Source organism: Micromonospora sp. NBC_00821 (assembly GCF_036347035.1).
In the GTDB taxonomy this organism is placed as follows: Bacteria; Actinomycetota; Actinomycetes; order Mycobacteriales; family Micromonosporaceae; genus Micromonospora; species Micromonospora hortensis.
In genome coordinates this window covers 2,670,830-2,696,787 of the sequence record NZ_CP108880.1, presented here as the reverse complement: position 1 = coordinate 2,696,787, position 25,958 = coordinate 2,670,830, and the positions used below count along the sequence as shown (strand labels likewise).

At 71.5% G+C, this 25,958-nt stretch carries 29 protein-coding genes; 15 read left to right on the top strand and 14 right to left on the bottom strand.

What is annotated here, in order from left to right; translation table 11 throughout:
- Position 1: 1 nt before the first annotated feature.
- Positions 2–403 (bottom strand): ChaB family protein, encoded by a 402-nt coding sequence (locus tag OHB44_RS12230; protein ID WP_210785235.1) that lies wholly within the window; start codon positions 401–403, stop codon positions 2–4.
- A 176-nt stretch (positions 404–579) separates the two neighbouring features.
- Here OHB44_RS12230 and OHB44_RS12225 point away from each other — a divergent pair, with 176 nt between their 5' ends.
- The 4 genes from OHB44_RS12225 to OHB44_RS12210 all read left to right on the top strand — a co-directional run bounded on the left by OHB44_RS12225 (position 580) and on the right by OHB44_RS12210 (position 2,975).
- A complete protein-coding gene (locus tag OHB44_RS12225; RefSeq protein ID WP_238682926.1) occupies positions 580–1,569 on the top strand; it encodes a YihY/virulence factor BrkB family protein in 990 nt (329 codons plus the stop codon).
- Positions 1,570–1,669: 100 nt separating this feature from the next.
- Positions 1,670–2,086 (top strand): DUF2795 domain-containing protein, encoded by a 417-nt coding sequence (locus tag OHB44_RS12220; RefSeq protein WP_238682925.1) that lies wholly within the window; start codon positions 1,670–1,672, stop codon positions 2,084–2,086.
- Positions 2,087–2,138: 52 nt separating this feature from the next.
- The gene (locus OHB44_RS12215) at positions 2,139–2,600 is read left to right on the top strand and encodes an SRPBCC family protein (protein WP_238682924.1); all 462 of its coding nucleotides are present in this window, start codon (positions 2,139–2,141) and stop codon (positions 2,598–2,600) included.
- 111 nt (positions 2,601–2,711) lie between these two features.
- Entirely contained in the window at positions 2,712–2,975 is a 264-nt protein-coding gene (locus OHB44_RS12210; protein WP_266303057.1) for a hypothetical protein, read from the top strand.
- Here the strand turns inward: OHB44_RS12210 and OHB44_RS12205 are convergent.
- Positions 2,930–4,240, bottom strand: a complete 1,311-nt coding sequence (locus OHB44_RS12205; RefSeq protein WP_330440824.1) for an MFS transporter — start codon at positions 4,238–4,240, stop codon at positions 2,930–2,932. The two genes, OHB44_RS12210 and OHB44_RS12205, sit on opposite strands and share 46 nt — an antisense overlap.
- Positions 4,241–4,398: 158 nt before the next feature.
- Between OHB44_RS12205 and OHB44_RS12200 the strand changes: the two genes are divergently transcribed.
- The gene (locus tag OHB44_RS12200; RefSeq protein WP_210787345.1) at positions 4,399–4,608 is read left to right on the top strand and encodes a hypothetical protein; all 210 of its coding nucleotides are present in this window, start codon (positions 4,399–4,401) and stop codon (positions 4,606–4,608) included.
- Here OHB44_RS12200 and OHB44_RS12195 read toward each other — a convergent pair.
- Positions 4,605–5,054 carry a hypothetical protein gene (locus tag OHB44_RS12195; RefSeq protein ID WP_330440823.1) on the bottom strand — a complete coding sequence of 150 codons (450 nt, stop codon included), beginning with the start codon at positions 5,052–5,054 and terminating at the stop codon, positions 4,605–4,607. The two genes, OHB44_RS12200 and OHB44_RS12195, sit on opposite strands and share 4 nt — an antisense overlap.
- Positions 5,055–5,216: 162 nt before the next feature.
- Here OHB44_RS12195 and OHB44_RS12190 point away from each other — a divergent pair, with 162 nt between their 5' ends.
- Positions 5,217–5,570 (top strand): DUF6401 family natural product biosynthesis protein, encoded by a 354-nt coding sequence (locus OHB44_RS12190; protein ID WP_238682920.1) that lies wholly within the window; start codon positions 5,217–5,219, stop codon positions 5,568–5,570.
- A 68-nt stretch (positions 5,571–5,638) separates the two neighbouring features.
- Here OHB44_RS12190 and OHB44_RS12185 read toward each other — a convergent pair whose 3' ends face one another.
- Positions 5,639–6,448, bottom strand: a complete 810-nt coding sequence (locus tag OHB44_RS12185) for a mechanosensitive ion channel family protein (RefSeq protein WP_238682919.1) — start codon at positions 6,446–6,448, stop codon at positions 5,639–5,641.
- Positions 6,449–6,646: 198 nt separating this feature from the next.
- Here OHB44_RS12185 and OHB44_RS12180 point away from each other — a divergent pair, with 198 nt between their 5' ends.
- From OHB44_RS12180 to OHB44_RS12170, 3 genes are all read left to right on the top strand, one after another.
- Entirely contained in the window at positions 6,647–8,785 is a 2,139-nt protein-coding gene (locus tag OHB44_RS12180) for an ATP-binding SpoIIE family protein phosphatase (RefSeq protein WP_266303059.1), read from the top strand.
- 25 nt (positions 8,786–8,810) lie between these two features.
- Positions 8,811–9,488, top strand: coding sequence for an HAD family hydrolase (locus tag OHB44_RS12175; RefSeq protein WP_330440822.1), 678 nt, complete (start codon positions 8,811–8,813; stop codon positions 9,486–9,488).
- 107 nt (positions 9,489–9,595) lie between these two features.
- Positions 9,596–10,891 (top strand): cation:proton antiporter, encoded by a 1,296-nt coding sequence (locus tag OHB44_RS12170; RefSeq protein ID WP_330440821.1) that lies wholly within the window; start codon positions 9,596–9,598, stop codon positions 10,889–10,891.
- Positions 10,892–10,933: 42 nt separating this feature from the next.
- Here OHB44_RS12170 and OHB44_RS12165 read toward each other — a convergent pair whose 3' ends face one another.
- On the bottom strand, positions 10,934–11,872 hold the full coding sequence (locus tag OHB44_RS12165; protein WP_330441222.1) for an NAD(P)/FAD-dependent oxidoreductase: 939 nt from the start codon (positions 11,870–11,872) through the stop codon (positions 10,934–10,936).
- A gap of 107 nt (positions 11,873–11,979) precedes the next feature.
- Here OHB44_RS12165 and OHB44_RS12160 point away from each other — a divergent pair, with 107 nt between their 5' ends.
- Positions 11,980–12,195: a DUF3072 domain-containing protein gene (locus tag OHB44_RS12160; protein WP_442932694.1), complete on the top strand. Its 216-nt coding sequence runs from the start codon at positions 11,980–11,982 to the stop codon at positions 12,193–12,195.
- Positions 12,196–12,381: 186 nt separating this feature from the next.
- Here the strand turns inward: OHB44_RS12160 and OHB44_RS12155 are convergent, their stop codons facing one another.
- From OHB44_RS12155 to OHB44_RS12145, 3 genes are all read right to left on the bottom strand, one after another.
- Entirely contained in the window at positions 12,382–12,882 is a 501-nt protein-coding gene (locus tag OHB44_RS12155; protein ID WP_266303062.1) for a metallophosphoesterase family protein, read from the bottom strand.
- A 130-nt stretch (positions 12,883–13,012) separates the two neighbouring features.
- Complete coding sequence (locus OHB44_RS12150) at positions 13,013–15,889, bottom strand: ricin-type beta-trefoil lectin domain protein (protein ID WP_330440820.1); 2,877 nt, start codon at positions 15,887–15,889, stop codon at positions 13,013–13,015.
- Positions 15,890–16,042: 153 nt separating this feature from the next.
- Positions 16,043–17,875, bottom strand: coding sequence for a glycoside hydrolase family 15 protein (locus OHB44_RS12145; protein ID WP_266303064.1), 1,833 nt, complete (start codon positions 17,873–17,875; stop codon positions 16,043–16,045).
- Positions 17,876–17,986: 111 nt separating this feature from the next.
- Here OHB44_RS12145 and OHB44_RS12140 point away from each other — a divergent pair, with 111 nt between their 5' ends.
- Positions 17,987–18,574 (top strand): general stress protein, encoded by a 588-nt coding sequence (locus tag OHB44_RS12140; RefSeq protein WP_238682912.1) that lies wholly within the window; start codon positions 17,987–17,989, stop codon positions 18,572–18,574.
- Between the two features lie 56 nt (positions 18,575–18,630).
- Here OHB44_RS12140 and OHB44_RS12135 read toward each other — a convergent pair whose 3' ends face one another.
- From OHB44_RS12135 to OHB44_RS12125, 3 genes are all read right to left on the bottom strand, one after another.
- Positions 18,631–18,948: a DUF6506 family protein gene (locus OHB44_RS12135; protein WP_238682911.1), complete on the bottom strand. Its 318-nt coding sequence runs from the start codon at positions 18,946–18,948 to the stop codon at positions 18,631–18,633.
- Between the two features lie 92 nt (positions 18,949–19,040).
- Positions 19,041–19,631, bottom strand: coding sequence for a DUF1684 domain-containing protein (locus OHB44_RS12130; RefSeq protein ID WP_330440819.1), 591 nt, complete (start codon positions 19,629–19,631; stop codon positions 19,041–19,043).
- Positions 19,632–19,664: 33 nt separating this feature from the next.
- Positions 19,665–20,234: a TetR/AcrR family transcriptional regulator gene (locus OHB44_RS12125; protein WP_238682909.1), complete on the bottom strand. Its 570-nt coding sequence runs from the start codon at positions 20,232–20,234 to the stop codon at positions 19,665–19,667.
- A gap of 60 nt (positions 20,235–20,294) precedes the next feature.
- Here OHB44_RS12125 and OHB44_RS12120 point away from each other — a divergent pair, with 60 nt between their 5' ends.
- Positions 20,295–20,783, top strand: coding sequence for an FBP domain-containing protein (locus tag OHB44_RS12120; protein ID WP_238682908.1), 489 nt, complete (start codon positions 20,295–20,297; stop codon positions 20,781–20,783).
- Positions 20,784–20,844: 61 nt separating this feature from the next.
- Here OHB44_RS12120 and OHB44_RS12115 read toward each other — a convergent pair whose 3' ends face one another.
- Positions 20,845–21,378, bottom strand: coding sequence for a GNAT family N-acetyltransferase (locus OHB44_RS12115; protein ID WP_238682907.1), 534 nt, complete (start codon positions 21,376–21,378; stop codon positions 20,845–20,847).
- A gap of 156 nt (positions 21,379–21,534) precedes the next feature.
- Here OHB44_RS12115 and OHB44_RS12110 point away from each other — a divergent pair, with 156 nt between their 5' ends.
- Both OHB44_RS12110 and OHB44_RS12105 read left to right on the top strand, forming a co-directional pair.
- Positions 21,535–22,017 carry a MarR family winged helix-turn-helix transcriptional regulator gene (locus tag OHB44_RS12110; protein WP_330440818.1) on the top strand — a complete coding sequence of 161 codons (483 nt, stop codon included), beginning with the start codon at positions 21,535–21,537 and terminating at the stop codon, positions 22,015–22,017.
- Positions 22,018–22,027: 10 nt separating this feature from the next.
- Entirely contained in the window at positions 22,028–23,014 is a 987-nt protein-coding gene (locus OHB44_RS12105; protein ID WP_238682905.1) for a pirin family protein, read from the top strand.
- Between the two features lie 63 nt (positions 23,015–23,077).
- Here the strand turns inward: OHB44_RS12105 and OHB44_RS12100 are convergent, their stop codons facing one another.
- On the bottom strand, positions 23,078–23,206 hold the full coding sequence (locus OHB44_RS12100; protein ID WP_256441970.1) for a hypothetical protein: 129 nt from the start codon (positions 23,204–23,206) through the stop codon (positions 23,078–23,080).
- A 134-nt stretch (positions 23,207–23,340) separates the two neighbouring features.
- Here OHB44_RS12100 and OHB44_RS12095 point away from each other — a divergent pair, with 134 nt between their 5' ends.
- Positions 23,341–24,930 (top strand): phospholipase D family protein, encoded by a 1,590-nt coding sequence (locus tag OHB44_RS12095; RefSeq protein WP_330440817.1) that lies wholly within the window; start codon positions 23,341–23,343, stop codon positions 24,928–24,930.
- Here the strand turns inward: OHB44_RS12095 and OHB44_RS12090 are convergent.
- Entirely contained in the window at positions 24,879–25,628 is a 750-nt protein-coding gene (locus OHB44_RS12090; RefSeq protein WP_330440816.1) for a hypothetical protein, read from the bottom strand. The genes OHB44_RS12095 and OHB44_RS12090 overlap by 52 nt on opposite strands.
- Positions 25,629–25,958: the final 330 nt, after the last annotated feature.

Genomic DNA, 25,958 nt, shown 5'->3' with positions numbered 1-25,958 from the left:
ATCAGTCGCCGCGGGCCTTGCGGGTCGCGCGGTCGTTGGCCTTCTCGATGGCCGTGACCAGCTCCGGTTTGGTCATGCTCGACCGACCGGGCACGTCGAGTTTGCGGGCCACCGACATCAGGTGGTCCTTGGTGGCGTTGGCGTCCACGCCACCGGCGGTGGGCGCCCGTCGTTCCGGCCCGCCGCCGGCGGCCTGCTGGTCGCTGGGGCCCTTGCGGCCCTTCGGCTCCCAGTGGTCGCCCACCTTCTCGAACTGATGCTTCACGGCGGCGAAGGCGGTGCGGTGCGACCGCTCCCCCTCGCCGTAGGTCTCGACCGCCGAGTCGTGCGTCTTTTCCCAGGTGCGCTGCGCCTTCTCCGGGGAGCGCCGCAGCGTGCTGGGCAGGTCTTCGCGCCCGGGCATCTCGTCCTCCTCCGTGTCGACAGGGTCACTGTGACCGTTCCCCGGTGACCGGGCGGCAAACCATAGCGGCGGCGGTCGGGTACCGGGTGGGTTTGTCGATTTCACCATCCGGGTACCGCCGGGCCAGGCCAGACCGGACGACCGGTCATCCGGCGGCCGGGGCGCAGGGAGCGGGCATGACGACCACGGAGCCCGGTACGACGCTCGACGGCACACCGGGCACCCGGGGGGTGCCCCGACGGATGCGGCAGTTGAGCTGGCGGACCTGGCGCGGGGTGCTGGTCCGCAGCGTCCAGAACTTCGTCAACGACAACTGCTCCGACTGGGCCGCGGCGCTGACCTACTACGGGGTGCTGGCGCTCTTTCCGTCCGCCATCGTGGTGGTGGCGCTGGTCGGTCTGGTCTCTGACGGGGAGCGGACCCTGGACACTGTGGTCGACCTTGCCAACCAGGTGGGCGCCGGTTCGGTGCTGACCAACGACGAGGGCGGCGTGGTCGGCGTGCTCCAGACCGTGGTGCTCGACCAGAGCAACCCCAAGCTGCTGCTGAGCTTCGGCCTGCTCGGCGCGCTCTGGTCCGCGTCGGGTTTCATCGGCGCCTTCACCCGCGCCTCCAATGCCGTCTACGGGGTGACCGAGGGCCGCCCGGTGTGGAAGCTTCGGCCGCTACAGATCGGTCTGGCGGCGGTCACGCTGGTGCTGCTCGCGGTCGTCGCCCTGGGCCTGATCGTCAGTGGGCCGGTCACCGATGCGGTCGGCGACCTGGTCAATGCCGGCGGCCTGGCCCGCACGACGTGGAGCGTGGCGAAGTGGCCGGTCCTCGCCATGATCATGATGGCGCTGCTGTCCCTGCTGTTCTGGATCGCGCCGAACGTGCGCCAGCCCCGGTTTCGCTGGCTCACCCCCGGCGGCGCGGTGGCCCTGATCTCCTGGGCGGCGGCCTCCTTCGGCTTCGGCCTCTACGTGGCCAACTTCAGCTCGTACAACACCACCTACGGCAGCCTCGGGGCGGCCATCGCGTTCCTGGTCTGGCTCTACCTGTCCAACTCGGCGCTGATGCTGGGCGTGCAGATCAACGCCGAGGTGCAGCGCGGGCGGCAGTTGCAGGCCGGCGACCCGGACCCGGACGAGCCGGTGCTGCCGCCCCGCAAGCCCGCCGACGAGTAGGCCTCCGTTCGGCGGCGGTGTCCGGTTCGCCGCCGAACCGAGGGCCGGTTCGTGGCCCGGTGCCGGTTTATCGGGTGAGGTGCCGGGTAGCGCAGAAGGCATGGAGCGTGGCAACAGCAAGCACGGACCGAGGATCGACGAACAGATGAGTCAGGAGGTCAGCGGCCTCGTACAGGGGCCGGGGACCGGTGGCTCTCGGGTCGACGAGTCGCGGGTGCCGGAACCGGCTGGCGAGGACCAGCCGGAGACGACCACCGCCCCGGCCGGCGACCTGCGCACCGGCACCCCGCAGGGCATGAGCTCTACGGACGTCGAGCAGCGCAGCCGGCTCGGCCGGTTCATCTCGATGAGCGCGCTGCCGGGCGACCGTCTGGTGCTCATTGCCAGCGCCCGTGAGAACGAGGCGCCGGACGACATCGTGGCGTCGCTGGAACGGCTGCCCGAGGGCACCGTCTACCAGACGGTCTCCGAGGTGTGGGCGGCGCTGGGCAACAAGAACGAGACAACTCGCTGGTGACCAGGATCGCCCCCGATCCGGCAATCCACCAGTGGCTGAAGGAGGTTCCCCGATGAGTGGCGTTACCGAACATGTGGACGTTTCCGTACCCGTACGCACCGCGTACGACCAGTGGACGCAGTTCGAACAGTTCCCCGAGTTCATGGAGGGTGTGCAGGAGGTCCGGCAGCTCTCCGACACGATGACCCACTGGACCGTTGACATCGCCGGTGTGAAGCGCGAGTTCGACGCGGAGATCACCGAACAGCTCCCCGACGAGCGGGTCGCCTGGCGCTCGACCGACGGCACCCAGCAGGCCGGCGTGGTGACCTTCCACCGACTGGACCAGGACAAGACGCGGGTCACCCTGCAGCTCGAGTTCGAGCCGCACGGCGTGGTCGAGCAGGCCGGCGACAAGCTCGGCATCGTCGACCGACGGGCCAAGGGCGACCTGGAACGGTTCAAGACCTACATCGAGCGGCGTGGTCAGGAGACCGGCGCCTGGCGCGGACAGGTGGACCGTCCGCAGCCGTGACGGTGAGCAGTGACCTGCGATGGCCGCCGGGATTCCCGGCGGCCATCGCCGTATCCGAGCCTTGTCGCACACCACCGTTTGCGATCATCGCGCCCGGGTACCGCTGAAGACATGACCGACGACAACATCAGGGTGTGGCGGGACGAGGAACGGCTTCCGTTGGAAGAGCTGGAGCAGGCCGTGGCCGGCTCCAGCCTCGACGGGCAGGCCGACGACGTGACCGGCAACGACGCGGGGGAAGAGGCGACGTTCGGGCACGGGCCGGCAGCGGACGACCGTAAGGGGCAGGCCCAGGGCAACAGCCGGGAGGACACCGATCCGGAGCGCCGCTACCGCCCGTCCACCACCGGGCGGACCGGCCCGGACGCGGGCTGACCCTCCCCGCCGGGCTGACTGGGCGCCGGCCGCCCGGTGGGCCGGCCGGGCGAGCGACGGGCACCCCACTCGTAGAGCGCGATCAGCGCCAGCGCGAGCACCAGCAGAGCCGCGCCCAGCACCTGCACCGACGTGTTGCCGATCAGCACGCCCAGCCCGGCCGGGACAAGCGCAGCGCCGACGCCCGAGGCGCCGATCTGCATCCCGATGGCCCGGTCCGCGTGCGCCGCGCCGACCCGTTCGGCGGTGGTGAGGGTGAGCAGCGGAAACACCGGCGCGGCGGCGAAACCGACAACGACAAGGCCGAGCACCGCCAGGGCGGCCGGGCCGGGAACGGCGATCAGCGCCGCGCCGACGGCCATTCCGGCCAGGCTGGCCCGCAACACCAACCCCGCCCCCAAGCGCTCGGCCACCAGACCCTGCACGACCCGGCCGACGAAGAGACTGCCCCAGTACGCGGAGACACAGCCGCCGGCCAACGCCGCGCTGAGCCCGCGCCCCTCGGTCAGCAGCAGGAACGCCCACAGGCCGGCGGACACCTCGATGGCCACGTACAGCGCGAAGGCGAGCAACCCCGACCAGACCGCCGGCAACCGCAGCGTGTCCCGAACCGGAACCTGGACGGTCGACGCCGGCCCGGAATCCGTGGCGCCGGGCACGCCCTGGACAGCCGCGCCCGCTTCGGTGCCGGCTGGGGCGTCACGGCGCCAGGCCCGCGCGGTGAGCACGAACGCGACGGCGAGGACGAGTTGGGCGGCGGCCACGATGCCGTACCCCCAGCGCCAGGCCAGCCCGGCGCTCAGCACCGCGGTCATGATCAGCGGGCCGATGGCCACGCCGAGGCCGAAGAAGGCGTGCAACCAGTTCATGTGGCGGGGCCCGAAGGCCCCGGCGGCGTACGCGTTGAGCCCGGAGTCGACAGCGCCGGAGCCGAGCCCGAGCAGCAGCGCGCAGCCCACCAGCACCGCCAGCACGGGGCTCACCGAGTAGCCCGTCAGCGCCAGGCTGGCCACCAGGGTGCTGCCGGCGAGCAGGGCGCCCACGCCGACCCGGGCCAGCGTGAAGCCGGCCAGCACGCTGGAGGTGAGATAGCCGACGGTGCCGGCGGTGAGCACCCACCCGACGGCCTCGGTCGGTACGTCGAAGTCGCCTCGGATCGAGGGCCAGCTGACGCCGAGCAGGCCGTCGGGCAGGCCGAGACTGACGAACGCGAGGTAGGACAGCAGGAGCAGTGCGGCGCGGGGACGCGCGGGCGCGGTGGACACGAGACACCATCCTGCCGCAGGGGCACCCTAGCGCCGTCGGCACCCGATCGCTCGCGGCGCAAAGAAGTCGTGTCCGTACGGTCGAGAAAACGGACAGCTCATCCAGAATCGGCCGATCGGAGGACGGCAAGCCGGCCGGTTCGCGTAAGAATTTCGGGATGCATCAAGGCTCCGGAATCCTCTCCACGCGTCAGCGCAAACTCGCCTGGCTCGGCTTCCTGCTCGCCGCGCTCCAGGCACCCGTGTCCGCCTGGCTCGTCGCCGACGAGTCGTGGCTGTTCAGCCTCTGCGTCGCGCTGATGGTGGCCACCGTGATCATCGCTGACGACGCGGCACGGCGTCGCCCGGCCGACGCGACAAGCGACTAGCCCTCGCCACCCGGCCGGGCCTCGTGGCCCGGCCGGCCCCGGCTCCGGCGGCGTTCCTTCATCTCCGCCTCGTAGAGGTGGCGCCGCCCACCCACCAACTCGTCGCGGGCCTGCTGGTCCAACTCGCGGAACAGCGCGTGGTAGCCGTCGTCGAAGTCCTCGACGATCTGAAACGTCCACCGTCCGGCGATGACGTTGCGGCCGCGTAGCTCAGTGGCGATCCGGTCGGCGAGGTGCGGATGCCCGGCGGCGCGAAACTGCTCCACCGCGTCGTCGAGCATCAGGTCGGCGTGGCCGATCAACTGGTGCACCGAGTAGAGGTGCCCCCGGGCCCGCTCCACACATTCCAGCGCCTCGCTGAGCTTGCCGAGCGCGGCGACCGTCGCGTCGCTGACGCCGTCCGGCCGCCGGTGCCGCTCGTCGGGTCCGTCCGCCTGCTGTCCCATCCGTGCCTCCGTGCCGGGTGCCGTCATTCCTGGGTGTTCTCCTGCTGCCCCGTCTGTGCCGGATCAATCCCCCAGGCCAGCGTCGACCGCCTCAGTGGCGCACCCGACATCCGCCGAGCGGACGAGGTCGACACGGTCACTGGTCGGTTAGCCTCGGTCACCATGCGTGTGCCGTTCAACCGGGTCGCCTCCCGTACCGCCGTCGACTCGGCGCGGTCCACCCTGGCCGCCCTCACCGTCTCCGTGGGCACTGTCGGGCTCGCCGCCGCCGCCGCGCGCCCGGGCCTGCTGGCCCTCGTCGACCAGCATGCGGCGGCCGTCCGGGACAGCCTCGACGGCGACCGCACGCCGCTGAGCGCCGCGGCGCTCGCCGGCTACGCCGAGGGGGTGCGCGCCGCCGCCCTGGAGCACGGGTGGACGCCACCCAGCGGGTCGGTGGACTGGAGCCAGCCGGAGTGGCTGCTCACCCGCCTCGTCGCGGTCTGCGCGCTGGCTCGCGCACTCGATCGGCACTGACACGCGAGGGGAGGGCACCCCGCGTCGTACGCGGAACACCCTCCCCACCCGTCGTGCCGTTCCGCCCGCTACGAGCGGTACTGCTGGGCTTCGTCCACCCGAGGCATGGCCTGGGTGCGGTCACCCCCGCGGTCGGCCATCTGCCGCTCCACGTCGCTACGCCCGGCCGACGCGGCCTGACGTTGCTGCTGCACCGCCCGAGCCTCCTGGGCCGCCCGCTGCAACCAGCCGTCCCAGCGGTTCTGCATCGGCTTCACGAGACCACCGCCGACGCCGACGATCAGGATGCCGGCCACCGTGGCGAGCACCGCGATCAGCACCGGAGTCGTCACCGTGGTGGCGATACCCACCTGGTTGAGGGCGGCGATCACACCGAGCGCGATGATGAAGATCGCCGTCAGATCGGCCAGGACCTTGCCGTACGAGAGCCCTCCCAGCGCCCCGGTGACCAGATCCCGGACAGCGTTGGCGATCGCGGCCGCCACCACCACGATGACGATCGCGATGAACGCCCGCGGCAGCCAGGCCACCACGCCGCTGATCAGGTCACTGATCGCGTTGGGTCCCCAGACTCCGAAGGCGAACTGCAGCGTGAACAGCAGTACGGCGTAGTACGCCAGTCTGGCCAGGATGTCGCTGGCGTCGTACTTCGTTCTCTCCAGGGCCCGTTTGATGCCACCGCGTTCGACCGCCTGGTCGAAGCGCACCCGTTCCAGCACCGTATCCACGATTTTGAGGACGGCTCTGGCGATGAGCCAGCCGACCACGAGGATGACGATGAAGGCCACTGCCTTCGGGATGAAGAGCAGCACCGACCTCCAGGTGTCGGCGATGGCATCGCCGATGTCGGCCTGCCGGACCGCGAGGGTTTTCAGCATGATGTCCCTCCTGTCGCATGGACTGCGCCGGGCGCATACCCGGCAACCGGTCCGGCACTCCGCGCAGCGCGCGGCGTTTTTCCCGACAGACCTCCGGACAGGGGCCCTGAACTGCCCGAACGGCCACCGCGAGGGACTCGGCGACGGCCGGACGCCGTGGTCGGATGCCTTTTCCGGTCGGCCGACTAGGCTGCGAACATGCCAGGAACGGTCGGGCGGGTCCCCACACCAGCAACTCCGGGCCCGGGCAGACCCACCGGGTCCGGCCCGGCCGTCGGCGTGCTCGCCCACGACTGGGCCAACACCCCGCTGGGCCCGGCCGACGACTGGGACGTCGCCCTCCAGGCAGTGGTGGAGCTGGTCCTCGCCTCGCCGATGCCGATGGCCCTGGCGTACGGCGACGATCTCGTCCTGCTCTACAACGCCGGCTACGCCGAACTGCTGGGCACCAAGCACCCGAGCGCCCTCGGCCGTCCGGCCGCCGAGGTGTTCGCGGAGATCTGGGCGCTGCCCGGCGTCGGCGCGGTGATCGAGCGCTGCTACCGGCAGGGCGAGCCCTTCCTGGAGAAGGAGTCCACCCTGCCGCTGGTCCGTGGGCACTCCGCGACGGTGGAGCAGGCGGTCTTCACCCGGGGCTACTCACCGGTGCGCGACAGCGCCGGGCAGATCGTCGGCGTGCTGACTGTCGCGGCCGAGACCACCCACGTCACCGAGCAGTTGCAGAGCCTCAGCGAGGTGGCCGCGGCGCTCGCCGGCACCCTCACCCTCGACGACGTGGCCCGGGTGGCGCTGCGGTACGCGATCACCACGTTCGACCCCGACCAGGCCTCGTTCGCTGTCGACGAGGGCGGCGGCGGCTGGCGCATGGTGCGTCGGGTCCGTGGCGAGTTGTTGGACGAGGCCGACGAGCGGCTTCCCCCGCTCTGGCGGCGCGCACCGGCGGACTGGTCGGCCCCGGTGGTGCAGGCGGCCCGCTCCGGCGCCCCGTCGTTCACCCGCGACGGGCAGCCGCTGCGGGACACCGCCGTGGACCGCCACGACCAGAAGGTCCGCGCGGTGGCGGCCCTGCCGCTGGGCACCTCGGTGGTCCGCGGCGGGCTGGCGGTCGGCTACCAGGTTCCGCACACCTGGTCCCCCGCCGAGCGGGCGCTGCTGGCCGCCTCGGCCGAGCTGATCGGCCAGGCCGCCGAGCGGGCCCGCCGGTTCGAGACGCAGCACGGCACTGCCCAACTGTTGCAGCGCAGCATGTTGCCGGAGCACCTGCCGGATCTACCCCGGTTGCGGATCGCGGCGCGCTACGACCCGGGCGTGGACGGCAACGCGGCCGGCGGTGACTTCTACGACGCGTTCCTGCTGCCCGACGGCTCACTCGGCGTGGTGCTGGGCGACGTCGCCGGGCACGACGTGCAGGCCGCCGCGCGGATGGGGCAGGTCCGGGCGGCGTTGCGCGCTCTGGCCCTGGCCGACCCGACGCCCGACGCGGTCCTGGCCGGCCTGGACCGGCTGGTGACCAGCCTCGGCGCGGAGGCCGGCACCCACGAGCTGTTCGTCACTGTGGCGTTCGGGGTGATCGACGCGGAGCGGCGGGAGCTGACCCTGTCCAGCGCCGGTCACCCCGCGCCGTTGATCCGCCGCGGTGACCCGGATGGTCGGTTCCACGCCGAGTACGTCGACGTCCCGGCCGGGCCGCCGCTGGGGTTGGGCGGCCGGCCGGGCACCACGACCGTCCCGTTCCGCCCCGGCGACACCCTGCTGCTGTTCAGCGACGGGGTGGTGGAGCGTCGCCGGCAGAGCCTGAGCGCCGGGCTGGCCACGCTGAGCGACGCCATCGCGAAGGCCGGCAGCGGCGACCCCCGCGCGCTCTGCGCGGTGGCCACCGCGGCGGTCCCGGGCGGCACGGAGGACGACGTGGCAGTGCTGGCGGTCGAGCACGCGCTCAAACCGAGTCGTTCGGCGAGCATGGAGGTGCCCGCCGAGCCGACAGCGCCGAGCCGGGTCCGGCACTGGCTGACCGGCCAGCTCACCGAGTGGCAGGTGCCCGAGTCGGTGATCGGGGCGGCGGTGCTCTGCACCAGCGAGCTGACCACCAACGCGTTGCTGCACGCCGGCACGGCCGCCCGCGTGGAGATCGACCTCAGCGCCGAACGGCTGCTCGTCTCGGTAGCGGATTCCGGCACCCGAGGGACCGTGACCCGGGCCCGTACCGACACGTTGAGCAGTCGCGGGCGCGGCCTCGGCCTGATCGAGGAGCTCAGCGACGCCTGGGGCACCGACCCGTCGGTCCGGGGCTCCACGGTCTGGTTCGAGATCCTCACGCCGCCGGCCGCGCATCCCTGAGCCGCCCGAGGGTAGGAGGACGCCCATGGCTACCGACCGGCCCGCCGGGGTCCTCTTCGATGTCGACGGCACCCTTGTCGACACCACCTACCTGCACACGGTGAGCTGGTGGGAGGCGTTACGCCAGACCGATCAACCGGTGCCGATGGCGGTGGTGCACCGTTCGATCGGGATGGGTTCGGACAAACTCCTGGATCATCTCCTCGGCCCGGAGCGGGACCGCGACGCCGACTCGAAGCTACGCGACGCGCACGACACCCTCTACGCCGAGTACTGGGAACGGCTCACACCGCTACCCCGGGCGGCCGACCTGTTGGGGGCCTGCGCCGATCGGGGGTTGCGGGTCGTGCTGGCCACCTCCGCCTCGGAACCCGAGGTGGGCGCGCTTCGTCGGGCGCTGGCCGCCGATGACGTGATCGACACGATCACCTCCTCCGCGGACGCCCAGCAGAGCAAGCCGGCCCCGGACATCCTCATCGCCGCCTTGGAGCAGTCCGGGTTGGCCGCCGAGCGGGTGGTCTTCGTCGGCGACTCGGTGTGGGACGTCGCCGCGGCCGGCAAGCTGAACATTCCGTGCGTGGGCCTGACCTGCGGTGGCACCAGCCGCGGCGAGCTCGCCGGCGCGGGTGCCGTGGCGGTGTACGACGACCCGGCCGCGCTGCTGCACGAGTTGGCGGACTCGCCGCTCGCCCGACCCCGGTGAGAATCACTCGGGTCCGCCGGCACTGACGCGCATAGCCGGAGCCCTTGCGGGGCAAGGACTGTCACCACCTGCCCGCACCTCGCGGGTGCGGCCGGAAAGGTGGTGCCGTGGAGCCGGTAGATGTGGCGTTCGCGCTGGTGGGCCTGGGCGCCCTGCTCGCGGGCATCCTGCCGCGGGTGCTGGATAGGCGCCCGCTGTCCATGCCCATCGCCTTCCTCGCCCTCGGCATGCTGGTGTTCCTTCTGCCGGTCGGGCTGCCGTCGCCGGACCCCCTGGCCCACCCGGAGCTGACCACTCACCTCACCGAGATCGGGGTGATCGTCGCGCTGATGGGTGCCGGGTTGAAGATCGACCGGCCGTTGAGTTGGCGGCGGTGGTCGTCCACCTGGCGGCTGCTGGCGATCGCGATGCCCCTGTGCATCGCGGCGGTGGCCCTGCTCGGCTGGTGGTGGGCGGGGCTGGTGCCGGCCGCCGCGCTGTTGTTGGGCGCCGCGCTGGCACCCACCGACCCGGTGCTCGCCGCCGACGTGCAGGTCGGTGAGCCGACCGACGTGGAGGATTCCGAGGACGAGGTCCGATTCGCGTTGACCTCCGAGGCCGGCCTGAACGACGGGCTGGCGTTCCCGTTCGTCTACGCGGCCATCGCCATCGCCTCGACCAGCCTCGCCCCGAGCGACTGGTTGGCCGAGTGGTTCACGGTGGACGTCCTCTGGAAGATCAGCATCGGCGTCGGCGGTGGCCTGCTCATCGGCTGGCTGCTCGGCAAGCTGTTCTTCCGCGCGCCCAGCGAGCTGCGGCTGGCCCGGCACGCCGAGGGCTTCCTGGCGCTGGCTGCCACGTTCCTGGCGTACGGGCTGGTGGAGGTGGTCGGCGGGTACGGCTTCCTGGCGGTGTTCGTGGCCGCCCGGGCCATTCGGGCCGCCGAACGGACCCACGAGTTCCACTCGGTGCTGCACGACTTCGCCGAGCAGGTCGAACGGCTGCTCACCCTGGTGCTGTTGCTGCTGCTGGGCGGCGCGATAGTGGGTGGCCTGCTGAGCCCGCTGACCTGGCCGGCGGCCGCCGTCGGGCTGGCGCTGGTGTTCCTGGTGCGGCCGCTGATCGGCTGGTTGTCGTTGCGTGGCGCTCCCGGACGCCCGGCCGAGCACTGGGTCATCTCCTTGTTCGGCATTCGTGGCGTCGGCTCGTTCTACTACCTCGCGTACGCCACCACCAAGGCCGACTTCCCGCAGGCCGAGCTGCTCTGGGCGACCGTCGGGCTGGTGGTGCTCGTCTCCGTCGTGGTGCACGGCATCACGGCGACCCCGGTCATGCAACTGCTGGACCGGGAGGGAGAGCGGACCTCCGACCCGGCCGAGCGCGACGCCGACGCCCGCCCCGTCGCGGCCGCCGGTCACACCTGAGCGGGTGGCCCCGGGCCGAGCGGGCATGCCTGAGTGGGTGACTCAGGCCAGGCGGGCGGCCAGCGCACGGCCCAGGTCCCGGCCGGAGCGCCAGGCGCTCTGCACCCGGGGCTTGCCGAACGCGTCGCCGGCCAGGCCGATCCCGTCGGCGTCGAGGTGGTGGGTGGCGCCGCCGGCGTCGGTGGTCGGCTTCGCGTACGTCCAGCGGTGCACGTGCACGTCGACGGCCTGCTCGGGCAGCCCGAGCAGGTCCCGGACGGCCTGCTCGATCGCCGGGCCGGCCCCGGTGGGTTGGGCCAGGTGCCCGGCCGCGAACTCCGGCACGGTGTGCGCGACCAGCACCGGCGCGCCGTCACCGCGCCGGTCGCCGTCGTCGCAGACGAGGTTGACGACCGGGTGCTCGTTGACGAACGCGCCCCGGAAGTCCGGCCAGCGCCGGGTCGGGAAGCGCAGTACCGCGGCCAGCGACGGCGACCAGCGTTGCGCCTGCACGACCCGGGTGGCGTCGGTCAGGGCCGGGTCGAGCAGTAGGGCGGCCTGCGGACCCGGCATGGCCAGGGCGACCGCCGCACACGGCTGCCCGTCGACGACCGGGCCGGGTTCCACCGTGAGCACCAGCCTGTCGACGGTCACCGGTACCGCGTCGGCCAGGTGCTCGACCAACGAGCGCAGCCCACCGGGGGCGGCGAAGCGCATCGGCCCGGGCACCTCGTGGTTCCCACTCCGGTCGTACGCCTGGAAGGTGTCGGTCCATTCGCGGACCAGCCCGGCGGCACGCCACTGCTCGACCAGCGCGGCGAAGTCCGGGTCGGTGGCGGTGAAGTAGGCGGCGCCGATGTCCGCGGGCCGGCCCTGGAAGCGTTTGCTGGCCATCCGGCCACCGCGGACGTGCCCCCGCTCCCGGACCTGCACCGGCACCCCGGCCCGGGTCAACTCGACCGCACAGGCCACCCCGGCGATGCCCGCCCCGACCACCACCACGCTCGACCGGTCCTCCGTCATCAGATGATCGTAGGTGGCGGCGTTCGGGCATGAACCACCGACGATCGGGGTACTGGCACACCTGTTCGAAAGGAAGGGTGATGATGATGACGGACCGCCGTACCGAGCAGGCCGACCAGAACCCCGCGATCAAGGACCCGGACGAGTGGGTCACCGGGGACGAGCCGCCGACCGCCGCCCAGGAGTCGTACCTGAGCACGCTGGCCCGGGAAGCCCATGCCGACCTCCCGGACGACCTGACCAAGGCCGAGGCGTCCAAGCGCATCGACGAGCTCCAGGCCGAAACGGGCCGAGGCCAGTAGGACCCGCCCCGTCGATCTTGCACTTTCTGTCGCGACGAAACGACACACAAGGTGCAATTCGACGACAGCAAGTGCAAGATCGCCGGGGCGGGGCGGGGCGGGGCGGGGCGGGGCGGGGCCGGGCGGGGCGGGGCCGCAGGCCGGGGCGGGGCCGCAGGCCGGGGCGGGGCCGCAGGCCGGGGCGGGTCAGGGGCGGGGTAGGTGGTGTAGGTGGACCTTGGTGAGGGTGCCGGTGTGCACCTCGGCGGTGAGGTAGGTGGCGTGGGGTTGGGAGCGGCGGTCGGTGGGTGAGCCGGGGTTGAGCAGGCGCAGCCCACCGGGCGCCTCGGTGTCCCAGGGGATGTGCGAATGCCCGAACACCAGCAGGTCCACGTCGGGAAAGCGGGCCGCGCACCGCTTTTCCCGGCCGGTCCGTTGACCGGTCTCGTGCACCACCGCCATCCGCAGGCCGTCCAGCTCCACCCGGGCCACCTCCGGCAGCCGGGCGCGCAGCGCCGGGCCGTCGTTGTTGCCGTACACCCCGATCAGTCGGCGCGACCGCGCTGTCATGGCGTCGAGCAACGCCTCGTCCACCCAGTCGCCGGCGTGCACCACCACGTCGGCCGCTTCGATGGCAGCCCAGAGGGGCCCGGGTAGGTCCCGGGCCCGCTTCGGTACGTGGGTGTCCGCCGTGAGCACCAGCCGCATACCGGCATTGTGCCCCGAGTCCCGGCCGCCCACCCGGGGGACGTGGGTGGGCGGCCGGGCTCCGCCTCCGCCGCCCGGCCCCGTGCGTCATCGACGCTCGGGTACGGGAGCCGAGCCGGTCAGGGGGCGGTCACGGCAGGGTCCAGCGTTGCGCCCCGGTGCCGTTGCAGGTCCAGATCCGCAGTTGCCGACCGTCGGTGAGATCCGAGTTGGGGATGTCCAGGCAACGACCGGACTGGGGGTTGCGCAGGCTGCCGTCCGACTGGGCGGCCCACTGCTGGGCCCCGCTGCCGTTGCAGTCGTAGAGCTGCACGAGGGTGCCGTCGGTGGTGCCGCTCGCCTTCACGTCCAGGCACTTGGCGAGCCCCCGCACCGTGCCGTCGCCGGGCAGGGTCCAGCGCTGGGCGGCGGTGCCGTTGCAGGTCCAGGTCTGCACCCTGGTGCCGTTCGCGGTCTGGCTGGAGGCGATGTCCGCGCACTTGCCGAGGGCCTTGACCTCACCGGTGCGCGCCCCGCCGGTGCCGACGCCCGGGCCGGTGAAGGTGTAGCTGTCCACGTCCAGCAACGCCCCGCTGCCGCCGGTGACGACCAGGTACAGGTCGTGGGTGCCGTCGTCGGGCTTGGTCACCGTGGCGCTCAGTTCGGTGTAGTTGTCCCAGCCGCCGGTGTTCGGCACCGCGATCCGGGCGACCTCGGTGCCGGTCGGTGAGTCGTACCGGAAGGAGAGGGTGCCGCCGGGGCCGCCGGAGGAAACGCGAGCCCGGACGCCGGTGATTCCCTTGAGGCTCACCGCGTGGTGCCGGACGCTCTCGCCGTTCTGGACGTCACCCAGCCGCTTGCCACCCTCGGCCGCCGCCTGGTCGATCACCTTGGGGCCGTTGAGCTGGACGAAGTGCTCGGCCTGCCACTGTTTCGGGTAGAGGCTGATCTCCTGCTCACCGGTGAGCGCGGCCGAGCCGGTCGCGCCGCGATCGGTGTAGCTGCCCCGCAGGACGAAGAACAGCACCGAGTCGGGGCCGGCGTGTACCGGGCCGGTGTTGAAGGTCGCGCCGCAGCCGGTCCCCTCCCCCTCCTCGTGGGCGTGCTCCTGGTGGCCCAGCGCGGCCCGGACGACCACCGCCGAGCAGGCCGGCGTGCCGTCCTGCGGGTCACTGGCCGTGGCGCCCACCGCCAGGTCCTGCCCCCAGTCGAAGAGCCCGCCGGCGGGTAGGCCGGTCAACGTGACGGTCGGCCGGTTGTTGCCGACCACCACCGACACCACTGTGGTGGCGCTGCGGCCGGTGCCGTCGTTGACGGTGAGCCGGGCGCTGTAGCTGCCGTTGGCGGAGTACGTGAAGGACGGGTTCGCGGCGGTCGAGTCGGTGCTGCCGTTGTTGGTGAAGTCCCACGCGTACGTCAGCGGGTCGCCGTCCGGGTCCGAGCTGCCGGCGCTGGAGAAGGTCACCGAGAGGGGGGCCAGGCCGTTGTCCCGGTTGACTGTGGCCTTGGCAGCCGGCGACCGGCCACCCTGGACATAGTTGATCTTGTAGAGACCGGCGTCGACAGCGCCGGAGAAGTAGCCGCTGCCGTATTCCAGCAGGTAGAGCGAACCGTCCGGGCCGAACTGCCAGTCGATCGGGTGGACGAGTTTCATGCCGGCGAGCACCGGCTCGATGACGGTCGGCGACCCGGTGGACGGGTTGCCGTTGTCGAACTGGACCTCCTTGATCCAGTTGCGGCAGTACTCGGAGATCAGCCACTTGTTGTCGTAGTAGGCCGGCCACTTCACGTCCGAGACGAGGTTCGGATCGTAGTGGTAGACCTCGACGTGGTTGGGCGATCCGCACCCACCCGGGTTGTCCAGCGCCGGCCAGTCCTCACTGCCGCCGTGCTGCTCCCAGACCAGTGCCGGTTTCGTCGGCGGAAGCTGCTGGACGCCAGTGTTGCGGGGTGAGTTGTTGACCGGTCCGGTCGAGCCGCCGCAGGGGAACCACCCGCGCGGTGTGGCGGTGGCGAAGTCCCAGTCGTTGTAGGCGACGTTGGGGCCGCCACAGTACGGCCAGCCGTAGTTGCCGGGCTCGTTGGCCCGGTTGAACTCGTCGTAGGCCGCCGGGCCGCGGTTGGCGAGGTCGGTGCCGGCATCCGGGCCGACCTCCCCCCAGTAGAGGGTGTTGTTGGCGGTGCGGTCCACCCAGATCCGGTACGGGTTGCGCACGCCCATCACGTAGATCTCCGGGCGGGTGCGCGCGGTGCCGGCGGCGAAGAGGTTGCCGACGGGGACGGTGTAGCTGCCGTCGCTCTCCGGGTGGATCCGGTTGATCTTGCCGCGCAGGTCGTTGGTGTTGCCCGAGGTGCGCTGGGCGTCGTACTGGGCGTTGCGGTTCGTCCGCTCGTCGATCGGGGCCATCCCGGCGGAGTCGCCGCCGGAGTTGGTGTTGTCGCCGACGGCGAAGTACAGGTTGCCGGCGGTGTCCCAGCTCATCGAGCCGGCCGAGTGGCAGCAGAGATCGCGTTCGGTGGGCCACTCGATGAGCACGTCCTCGCTGCCCGCGTCGAGCAGCAGGGTGGACGGGTTGAAGGTGAACCGACTGATCCGATTGACCAGTGGGGTGACCTTCGGCGAGTAGAAGAGGTAGACCCAGCGGTTGGTCGCGAAGCTCGGGTGCAGCGTGATGCCGATCAGGCCGTCCTCGAAACGGGCGTCCAGCGCCAGGGTCAGGGCCACCGTGGTGGACCTGGTCTCCGGGTTGTAGAGGCGGACCTGCCCACCGGCGGCACTGGTGCCCCGGTTGATGTAGAAGACCTTGCCATCGGGTGCGACGGCCAGTTCGATCGGTTCACCCATGGACAGGCCGCCGTCGAGGGCTACCTTCTCGAAACCGACCGTGGCGGGCGGCGCGAGGGCGGCGGCCTGGACCGGGGACGCGGCTGCCGGTAGGACGCTCGCCTGCGGGACGAGGCAGAGGGCGACCAGGACGGTGAGCAGTGTGGTGGCGCTGACGAGCCGTCGACGCAGATTGCGGGACACGAGACCTCCAGCTGTCCGGGGGATCTCGGTGCCGCTCCCGCCGACTGGAGGAGCACCGCGGTGTTTCCCGGACATTAACGTCTTTCACTGGAAGGCGATAGAACTTCACGTCATTGGATCGAAAGTTGTCAAGATTTACACGAAAGTACAGCCTCAGCGACGCGCCGGGGTGAAGTGCGCCGGGGGCATCCCGCAGTCGCGCAACGTCGGGTCCTGCTCGACGTCGGTGAGCACACCGGCGGCATTGATGAGGCCGATGTGCGAGAACGCCTGTGGGAAGTTGCCCAACTGCTCCCCGGTCAGCTGGTCGATCTGCTCGGCGTACAGGCCCAGGTCGTTGACCCGACCAGCCAGATCGCGAAACAACTCGTGCGCCCGGTCCCGCTCGCCGGCCAACGCCAGGCAACTCACCAGCCAGAACGAACAGATGACGAAGCCCGCGGGATCGCCGTCCCAGCGCCGCAGCAGGCCGTCGTGTGACAGTCGCCGCTCCACCGCGCGGACCGTCGAGCGCATCCGAGGGTCGTCGGCCCGCACAAATCCCACCAGCGGCATCACCAGCACCGACGCGTCCAGCTCGTCGGAATCAAAAATCCCTGTGTACGACTGGAGCCTGTCGCTCCACCCCCGCTCGAGGATCGCCGCGCGCACCTCGTCGCGGGCAGCCGTCCAGCGCGCCAGGTCCTGCGGCCCGCCGAGCTGGTCGCCGAAGCGGACCGCCCGATCCAGCGCCACCCAGCACTCCACCTTCGAGGACACGTGGTGGTGTTGCACTCCACGCTCCTCCCACATCCCCGCGTCCGGCTGTTTCCAGTCCTGCTCGGCCTGATCGGCGAGCACCCGGAGCAGGTGGTAGACGTCCGGGTCGAACGGTTCGAGCTGGTCGCGCATCAGCCAGGCGGCGTCCATGGCCGCGCCGTAGATGTCGTTCTGTCGCTGCCGCCACGCGTCGTTGCCGGTCACCACCGGCGGGCTGTCGCGGTAACCGCCGAGCTGGTCCAGCCGGTGCTCGGTGAGGTCCCGCTCCCCCAGCACCCCGTACATGATGGGCACCGGCTGGTCGCCTATTCGGCCCATCGCCCGGCCCAACCAGGCGAACTGCCGCCGCACCTCGTCGAAGCACGCCGACCGCCACAGCGCCCGCAGGGTGTGGCTGAAGTCGCGCACCCAGACGTAGCGGTAGTCGTAGTTGCGGTCCCCGCCGAGCTTCTCCGGCAGCGAGGTGGTCACCGAGGCCACCACCGCACCGCTGGGCCGGTACGTCATGCCCTGCACAATGAGGCCGCTGCGCCGCACCTCCTCGGCGTAGAGGCCCTGGTACTCGTGCTCGGCGGCCCAGGACCGCCAGCCGGCGACGGTGTCGGCGATCGTCTGGTCGGCGTCCGGCACCTCCGGCAGTGGGGCGTCGTAGGTCGGGGCGTACCCGAGACTGAAGTTGTGGGTCGCGCCGGCGCGGACGGTGAACGTCGCTGCGGCATCGCCGTCGTCGCCGCACGCCAACCGCACGCTGCTGCGGAAGGTGAGCCGCGCGGCCCCGGCGATGGCCTCGAGCATGTCCTCACGCTCGACCAGGTACGCGATGGTGCGCCCGTACTCGAAGCGCGGACGGTAGTGCACCCGCATCGGCACCGCACCGGAGAGTCCCTGCACGCTACGGACCAGCACCTGCGGTGGGTGCATCCCGATGTCGTGACCTCGCGAGCCGGGCTCGAAGGCGAGCGCGTCGGTGAGCGCGACCTCCCCCTGCGCGGTGCGGAAGACGGTCCGCAACACCAGGGTGTCCTTCAGGTAGGTCCGTTCGACAGTGAAATCGGCCTCCGGCCGGATCGACCAGTGCCCCGCACCGTCGTCGAGCAGCCGCCCGAACACCGACGGGGCGTCGAACCGGCCGGGGCACCACCAGTTCACCGAGCCCGAGGCGTCCACCAGCGCCGCGGTGCGGCCGTCGGCGAGGAACCCGTAGTCGCTGATCTGTCCGCTCTCCACCTGACTGCCTACCCGGGCAGCCCGCGCCCATTCCCCTCCTGTCCGACGGTGCAGACCGCGTTACCGGTCGGCCTGGACGGGAACCCGGCGAGCTGACGAGGGAGGATGCTCATGACGTCAGCTTCGGGGCCGACCGCCGCCTGGCGGTCCGGCACACAGGGTGGCGACCTGCTTCCATCCGGGCCGGCCGGCCGCCTGTCGACACCGGCCGGGGACGGCCACGGGCCGGAGGCTGGTCCGCCGACCGTGACGATCGGCTCGTACCCGGACTATCCGACCGCGCAGCGGGTCGTCGACTACCTGGCCGACAACCGCTTTCCGGTGGAGCACAGCGCCATCGTCGGCACCAACCTCGCCCTTGTGGAAACGGTGCTCGGGCGAATGACCACCGGTCGAGCCGGTCTGCTCGGCGCCGGTACCGGCGCCTGGTTCGGGCTCTTCATCGGCCTGTTGTTCGGCATCTTCACCGTCGGCAACTGGCTGGCGGTGATCCTGGTCGGGCTGGTCATCGGTGCGATCTGGGGTGCCGTGTTCGGCGCGGTCGCGCACGCCATGACGGGCGGGCAGCGCGACTTCACCTCGGCCAGCTCACTGCGCGCCGGCCAGTACGCGGTGACCGTCGACGCGCAGCTCGCCGACCAGGCGCGACAGCTACTCGGTCGGATGCAGATGCCCACCTCGGCGGCGAACGCCCGCTGACCGACGACCGACCGCCCGTCCCGGCAGCACTCCGGGGCGGGCGGCCGTTTCGTCGTTCAGTCGGGCTGAGCCTCGAACAGTTCGCCGTACCGGGTGGCGCCGCGCACCGAGTCCACAGCGAACGTGACGTGCCCGACCGGCACCCGCCCGCCGACGGCCTCGGCCACCCGTGCCGCTGCCGCCAGCGCGAAACCGCCGCACAGCTCGATCAGCGCGACCCCCTCGGCCAGCAGGTCCACCGCCACGGTGGGGGCCATCACCGGGTCGGGCACGGGCACGAGGTAGGTGCGTTGGCCGTCGCGGTCCAGCACGACCCGGTCGGCGACGGGGTCGCTGCCCGGGTGCTCGTAGATGTACGCCCAGCTGACAGTCATCAGACCACTCCCCCGCACGGATCGGTGACGTCGACCGTAGGCGTTGAACGGGACTTGAGGTCAAGCCGCGCGACGCACGGGGATCGAGCCGGTCAGTAGGTTTTGTACGCCAGCTCGCCGGCCCGCAGCGGCACGTCGACCCGGTTCTCCGGTGGCGCCAGCGGGCAGGCCCAGCGGTCGTCGTAGGCACAGCTCGGGTTGTAGAGGTAGTTGGCGTCCAGCCGGACCCGGTCGCCGGGCAGCAGCTGCACGCCCCGACCGAAGGTGCCCTTCACCGTGTCGGTGAGGTACCGGCCTCCCCCGTAGCTCTCCCGCCCGCAGGTGCCGTCGCGCAGCGGAACGAACAACCCGCCCCCGTACGCCTCGATCCACCACAGGGTCAGCGGCCCCCAGGACGTCTCGGCAACCGCCACCCGCCGGTACGCGATCACCCCGTCCGGGCCGCCGGTGTCGATGCGCAGCTCACCGCTGGCCGGTCGCAGGGACGCCTCGACCACGGCCTCCGGGTTGGGCGGGAAGTAGCGCACGCCGGCGAAGTCCTGCCGCTCCGCCACGGGGATCGGGCTCTGCGGGTGGGTGGCGAAGAGTTCGTCGCGGCCGGCCCGGAAGCCGGTTAGGTCGACGTCGGACAGGTACAGCCGGGCCACCCGCTCGCGCCAGTCGGCCAGCTCCAGATCATCCACGCCACCGAGCCTATGCCCCGGTGCTGCGGCAGCTCAGCGCGACGGCCAGGTGGTGAGGACGGCGTCGAGGGCGTCCAGGGTGCGGGACCAGGAGTCGTCAGTGGGGCGCGGCGTGTGCCGGAAGCCGCCGGTCTTCTCCAGGCTCACGAACCCGTGGAACGTGCTGTGCATCATCCGCACCGCGTCGGTCTGGTCGGGCTCGGAGAGCCGGTAGCCGCGCAGGATCGCCCGGGTCATCTCGGCGTGCCGGACGCCCGCGCTCGCCGCGGCGGTCTCCGGGTCGAGGTCGATCTGCATGGCGGCGTAGCGGCCCGGGTGCTCCCGCGCGTAGTCGCGGTACGCGTTGGCGAAGGCCACCAGCGCGTCCTTGCCGGCCCGGCCGGCGAGCGCGGCGGCGACCCGGTCGGCCAGCTCCGCCAGCGCCAGCAGGGCGATCCTGACCCGCAGGTCGTGCGCGTTCTTGAGGTGGAAGTACAGGCTGGCGTCCTTCACCCCGAACTGGCGTGCGAGCGCGGCGACTGTGACGTTCTCCACGCCCACCTCGTCGGCCAGCTCGGCCGCCGCCAGTGTCAGGCGCTCGACGGTCACCCCGGCACGTGCCATGCAGCACACTCCAAACCTAGCCGTAATAATCGCTTGCCTAGGAGGGCTAGGCTACTACCTATGTTGGTCCTTACCGAATCCGTCATCCGCGCGTCCTTCGTCAATTGCAGCAAGGGCGAGGCGAAGCGGCTGGCCGTACCGAACGATCTTGAAATGCGGCAGTGGGACGACCTCGACTTCCTCGGCTGGCGGGATCCCTCCGCGCCGCAGCGGGCCTACCTGGTCGCCGAGACCGACGGCACGTTGGCCGGGGTGGTGCTGCGGGCCGCGACGCACCAGACGGGGCGCGTGCGGCACAGCATGTGCTCGTTCTGCCTGACCACGCACCTCGGTGGCGGCGTCTCGTTGATGACCGCCCCCAAGGCCGGTCCGAGCGGACGGCAGGGCGACTCCGTGGGCACGTACCTGTGCTCCGACCTGGCCTGCTCGCTGTATCTGCGGGGGAAGAAGCACGCCGGACCCCCCGCGCCCGAGCCGCTGCCACTGCCGGAGCGGATCGACCGCGTCAGGACCGCCCTCGCGGCATTCCTGCGCAAGGTCACCGAGTGACGGTTCGACACGACCTGGGCGGCCGGGGCCGGAGCGTGTTCGGGCTCCGGCCCGCCTCCGGCTAGCGGTCGGTGGCCAGGCGGGCGTGCAGGTGCTCGTCGTAGCGGCGGCCGTCGCCGTACCGGTACGACTCGCGCAGGGTCCCCTCGGCCGGATAGCCAGCGCGGTCGGCGACCCGGCAGGACGCCGGGTTGGCGACCGCGTGACACAGTTCCACCCGGTGCAGCCCGAGATCCGCGAACGCCCAGTCGGTGAGCCGGACGACGGCGCGCACCGCCACCTGACGGCCCCGCGCCGCGGGCACCGTCCAGTAGCCGATGGACGCGTCGCCGTCGTGGATGCGGTGCAGCGACACCGAGCCGAGCAGCTTGCCGTCGGCCGCCGCGGTGACCGCCATCGAGGCATGACCACCGGTGGACCAGTCGGCCCGGCGACGCACCCAGAGCAGCGCGACCTCGTCGTCGATCGGGTCGCCGCCCTGCGGGTTCCACTGGGCGATCGCCGGGTCCCGGAGGGCGTCGCGCACCGCCGGGGCGTCCTCGTCCCGCCAGGGGCGCAGCAACAGGTCGGCGGCGGAGAGTTCCACGTGTTCCACGAGGCCGGAGTCTGGCACAACCCAAGACCTGCGCGCCGCCGGATTAACGCAGGTTTCCTTCAAAGCTGCACGATCCGCCGCTCGGACGCCAGGAAGTGACGCAGACGACCTTCAACGTCGGTACTTAAATTTTGAAAGGGTGCTATCGTCGTGGGCATGACCGAGAGCCTGGACAGCACCCGAGAGGCCGCCTGGCGCGCCTACATCGAGGCCAGCCAGCGTCTCTACACCCAGTTGGAAGAGGACCTGCGGGTCGACAGCGACCTCAGCTTCGCCGACTACCACGTGCTGGTCCTGCTCTCCGAGGCACCCGGGCAGCGGCTACGGATGGGCGAGCTGGCCGGCCGGTTGATCTTCTCGCCCAGCCGCCTCACCTACCAGGTCTCCTCCATGCAGCGTCGTGGCCTGGTCAGCAAGGAGCCCTGCCCGGACGACCGGCGCGGCAGCGAGGCGGTGCTCACCGCCGCCGGGCTGCTCGCCCTGCGGGAAGCCGCACCCCACCATCTGGCGTCGGTGCGCACCCATCTCATGGACAACCTCGACGATGCCGAGGTCGCCTGCCTCACCCGGGTCTTCGACCGGCTCGGCGAGCGCCTGCGGGCATCGCGGGTCAGCTCGACCACCCCCGCCTCACGCTAGGAGCCTCGACATGCCCGCGATCACCGTCGACAACGTCCTCGTCCTGCCCCGCCTGCCCCAGCTCGACGAGGCCACCACGATCCGCCCGGTCCGCACCGTGACCACGGCGCCCAGCGGCTTCGAGGGTGAGGGCTTCCCGGTCCGTCGCGCCTTCGCCGGGGTGTCGACCACCGACCTGGACCCGTTCATCCACCTCGACCAGATGGGCGAGGTCGACTACGCGCCGGGCGAGCCAAAAGGCACCCCGTGGCACCCGCACCGCGGCTTCGAGACCGTCACGTACATCATCGACGGCGTCTTCGACCACCAGGACTCCAACGGCGGTGGCGGCACCATCACCGACGGCGACACCCAGTGGATGACGGCAGGCAGCGGCCTGCTGCACATCGAGGCGCCGCCGGAGCACCTGGTGATGAGCGGCGGGCTCTTCCACGGCACCCAACTGTGGGTCAACCTGCCCCGCTCGGCCAAGATGAACCCGCCCCGCTACCAGGACATCCGAGGTCGGGAGTCGGCGCTGCTCACCACGCCCGACGGTGGCGCGCTGATCCGGGTCATCGCCGGCGAGGTCGCCGGGCACCGTGGCCCGGGTTCGACCTTCACCCCGATCACCATCACGCACGTCACGGTGCAGCCAGGCGCGCAGGTCGACCTGCCGTGGCGACCCGACTTCAACGCCCTGGTGTACGTGCTGGGCGGTCGCGGCACGGTCGGCACCGACCGGCGGCCGGTGCGTACCGGTCAGCTCGCGGTGCACGGCCCGGGTGACGCGCTGCGGTTCAGCGCCGACACCACGCAGGACAGCAACACCCCGGCACTGGACCTCTACATCATGGGCGGTCAGCCGATCCGGGAGCCGGTGGCACAGTACGGCCCGTTCGTGATGAACACCCGGGACGAGCTGCTCAAGGCGTTCGAGGACTTCCAGGCCGGCCGCCTCGGCGTGATCCCCACCGAGCGGCTCCCGCACACCGGCGGCCAGGGCACCCGGCCCTGACCACCGCCGACCGCTGAGTTCGGCGCCGACGCCTCCGGTTCACCCGGGGGCGTCGGCGCCGCCTCAGGAGACCGCAAAGATCCCGGCAACGCCCAGAATCACCATCACCAACACCGCTACCAGCGCACCCCGTTCGCTCTCCACCGCCGGCTCGCGGTTCTCGGTCACGGGATTCGTCGTGTCGCGGGGCATAGTGTGGCCTCCTCGGCTGTTGTCGCGTCGCTTTCGATGGCGTCGGCCAGGTCACCGGTCTGGGGGCCTGGCGTGCGGACCCGCTTCCGGGGTCCTACCGTGAGGACGTTGCCGACCTCCAGGGGGGCTGGACGGTGCCGTTGCAGGACTGGTTCCTCACCGCCGAGGAACGCGCCAACCCGGTCTCTGGCATACCCGTATGGACCACGGGAAACCTCGCCGAGCCGTTGATTCACGGTGTCGCGTACTTCGACCGACTGGTCGACGAGGTCGAGGCCCTGGGCCCCGGCGACCACCTGTTCTTCACCGACTGGCGGGGTGACCCGGACCAGCGACTGCGCCCGGACGGTCCGACAGTGGTCCAGCTCTTCGCCCAGGCCGCTCAGCGCGGTGTGGTGGTCAAAGGGTTGATCTGGCGCTCGCACCTCGACGTCCTGGCCTACAGCGAGGCCGAGAACCGCGACCTCAGCGAGACGATCTCGGCCGCCGGTGGCGAGGTGCTGCTGGACCAACGGGTCCGGCGCGGCGGCTCGCACCATCAGAAGCTCGTGGTGCTGCGGCACCAGGGCGCGCCAGAGCGGGACATCGCCTTCGCCGGTGGGATCGACCTGTGTCACAGCCGTCGCGACGACGCCGCGCACCACGGCGACCCGCAACCGGTGCAGATGTCGCCCCGGTACGGACCCAATCCGCCCTGGCACGACGTGCAGCTCGCGGTGCGCGGCCCGGTGGTCGGCGCGTTGGACACCCTGTTTCGGGAACGCTGGACCGACCCGATGCCGCTGGACTCGGAGAACCCGATGGCCTACCTGCGGGACCGGCTGCGCGGCTCGGACCTGCGCCCCGACCCGCTGCCCGAACAGCCGGCCGATCCGCCGCCCTGCGGTCCGCACCAGATCCAGGTGCTGCGCACCTACCCCGCCGTCCGCCCGCGCTACTCGTTCGCACCGCACGGGGAGCGGACCGTGGCCCGGGGTTACACCAAGGCGGTACGCCGGGCCCGCCGGCTCATCTATTTGGAGGACCAGTACCTCTGGTCGGCCGAGGTCGCGGACCTCTTCGCGCACGCTCTGCGGGACAACCCGGACCTGCACCTGATCGCCGTCGTCCCCCGCCACCCGGACGTGGACGGCAAGCTGGCGTTGCCGCCGAACATGGTCGGGCGCGAGCAGGCGCTGTCGCTGTGCGAGCGGGCCGCACCGGACCGGGTGCACGTGTTCGACGTGGAGAACCACGCCGGCGACCCGGTCTACGTGCACGCGAAGGTCTGCGTGGTCGACGACGTGTGGGCCAGCGTGGGCAGCGACAACTTCAACCGGCGGTCCTGGACGCACGACAGCGAGTTGTCCTGCGCCGTGCTCGACGACACCCCGGACCAGCGGGAGCCCACCGACCCCGCCGGGCGGGGCGACGGCGCGCGGAGCTTCGCCCGGGACCTGCGACTGCGGCTGTGGCGCGAGCACCTGGACCGCGACCCGGACGGCACGGACGACGCCGACCTGTTGGACCCGGCGGACGCCGTCGCGGCCGTCACGGCCGCCGCCGACGCGCTACAGCAGTGGTACGACGACGGCCAGGTGGGAGAACGGCCGCCCGGGCGGCTGCGCCCGCACCGCCCCGAGCGGCTGCCGTGGTACACCCGGGCCTGGGCGCTGCCGATGTACCGGCTGGTCTACGACCCGGACGGCAGGCCGCTGCGGGCGAGGCTGGCCGGCACCTGGTGATGCGGTCGGGCCGGGTCCGACGCGGCGACCGCGTACACGTTCAGCCCGCCGGGGTAGGCGAACGACGAGCGCGGTGAGTAGTAGCCGAAGCCGATGGTGAGCGGGTTGGCCGGGCGCAGCGCGTACAGCGGGTGGCCGGGCTGGAGGAACTCGACCGACTCGATCTCGAACGGGGCGACCGGCTCGGCGACGAACGGGTAGGCCGAGCTGAGCAGCTGGCCGTCGCGCCGGGTGAAGTATCGGTGGTGCCCACTGCTGATGACGTGACCGGTCTCCCCCACCCGACACCGGGCCCGGACCAACGGCGTGCCGTCGATCTCCGTCTCGGAGAGCAGGTCCTCGCCGTTGACGTCGATCCGGGTGCGCCCGGCGAGCACCGGGGCGCCGCGAGCGACGGCGTACTCACGGACCCGCCGGCTGGAGGCCACGTAGTGGGTCCACCAACCACCGGCGTTGAGGCCGCCCGGCGCGTCGACGCCCAGCAGCGAGACGCCGAGGTAGGTCAGTGAGTACGCGCCGAAGCCGGAGGTCTGCGTCTCGTCGTCGACGATGTACTGATTCAGGAAGACCTGCCGGTCGGGACGGGGGCAGAGCCCCGGCGGGACCAGCGCGGCGACCGCGTCGGGATCCGCCGGCAGCCAGCTGAAGTAGAGGGTGCGGCTGTTCACGACAAGCTGGGGAGCGGCTGGATCGAGCACGGTGCCTCCGAACCGGGTGTGTACACGCGACGCTACGGCCGGTCCCACCAGCGGGACAAGGACGGATAGTCGACACTCCTGGCGACTTGTCGGATTTCCTGTTGACCAGTCGACGCGAGCCGTGGGCCGATCAGCCGGAGCGGCCGGCCGATTGGGCAGCGGCTGCGGCGTGAACAACGGGTAAGGATCCTCACAGTCACCCCAACTTCCGCGCCATATGCCCGTTTTATGGTCGAACATACCTTAAGTACATCAACCTTTCGGCTAGATTTCTGCGAGACGATCAGGTTAAGGTGACTCCCGAACGGCCTATTGGAAGCTAAACCAAAG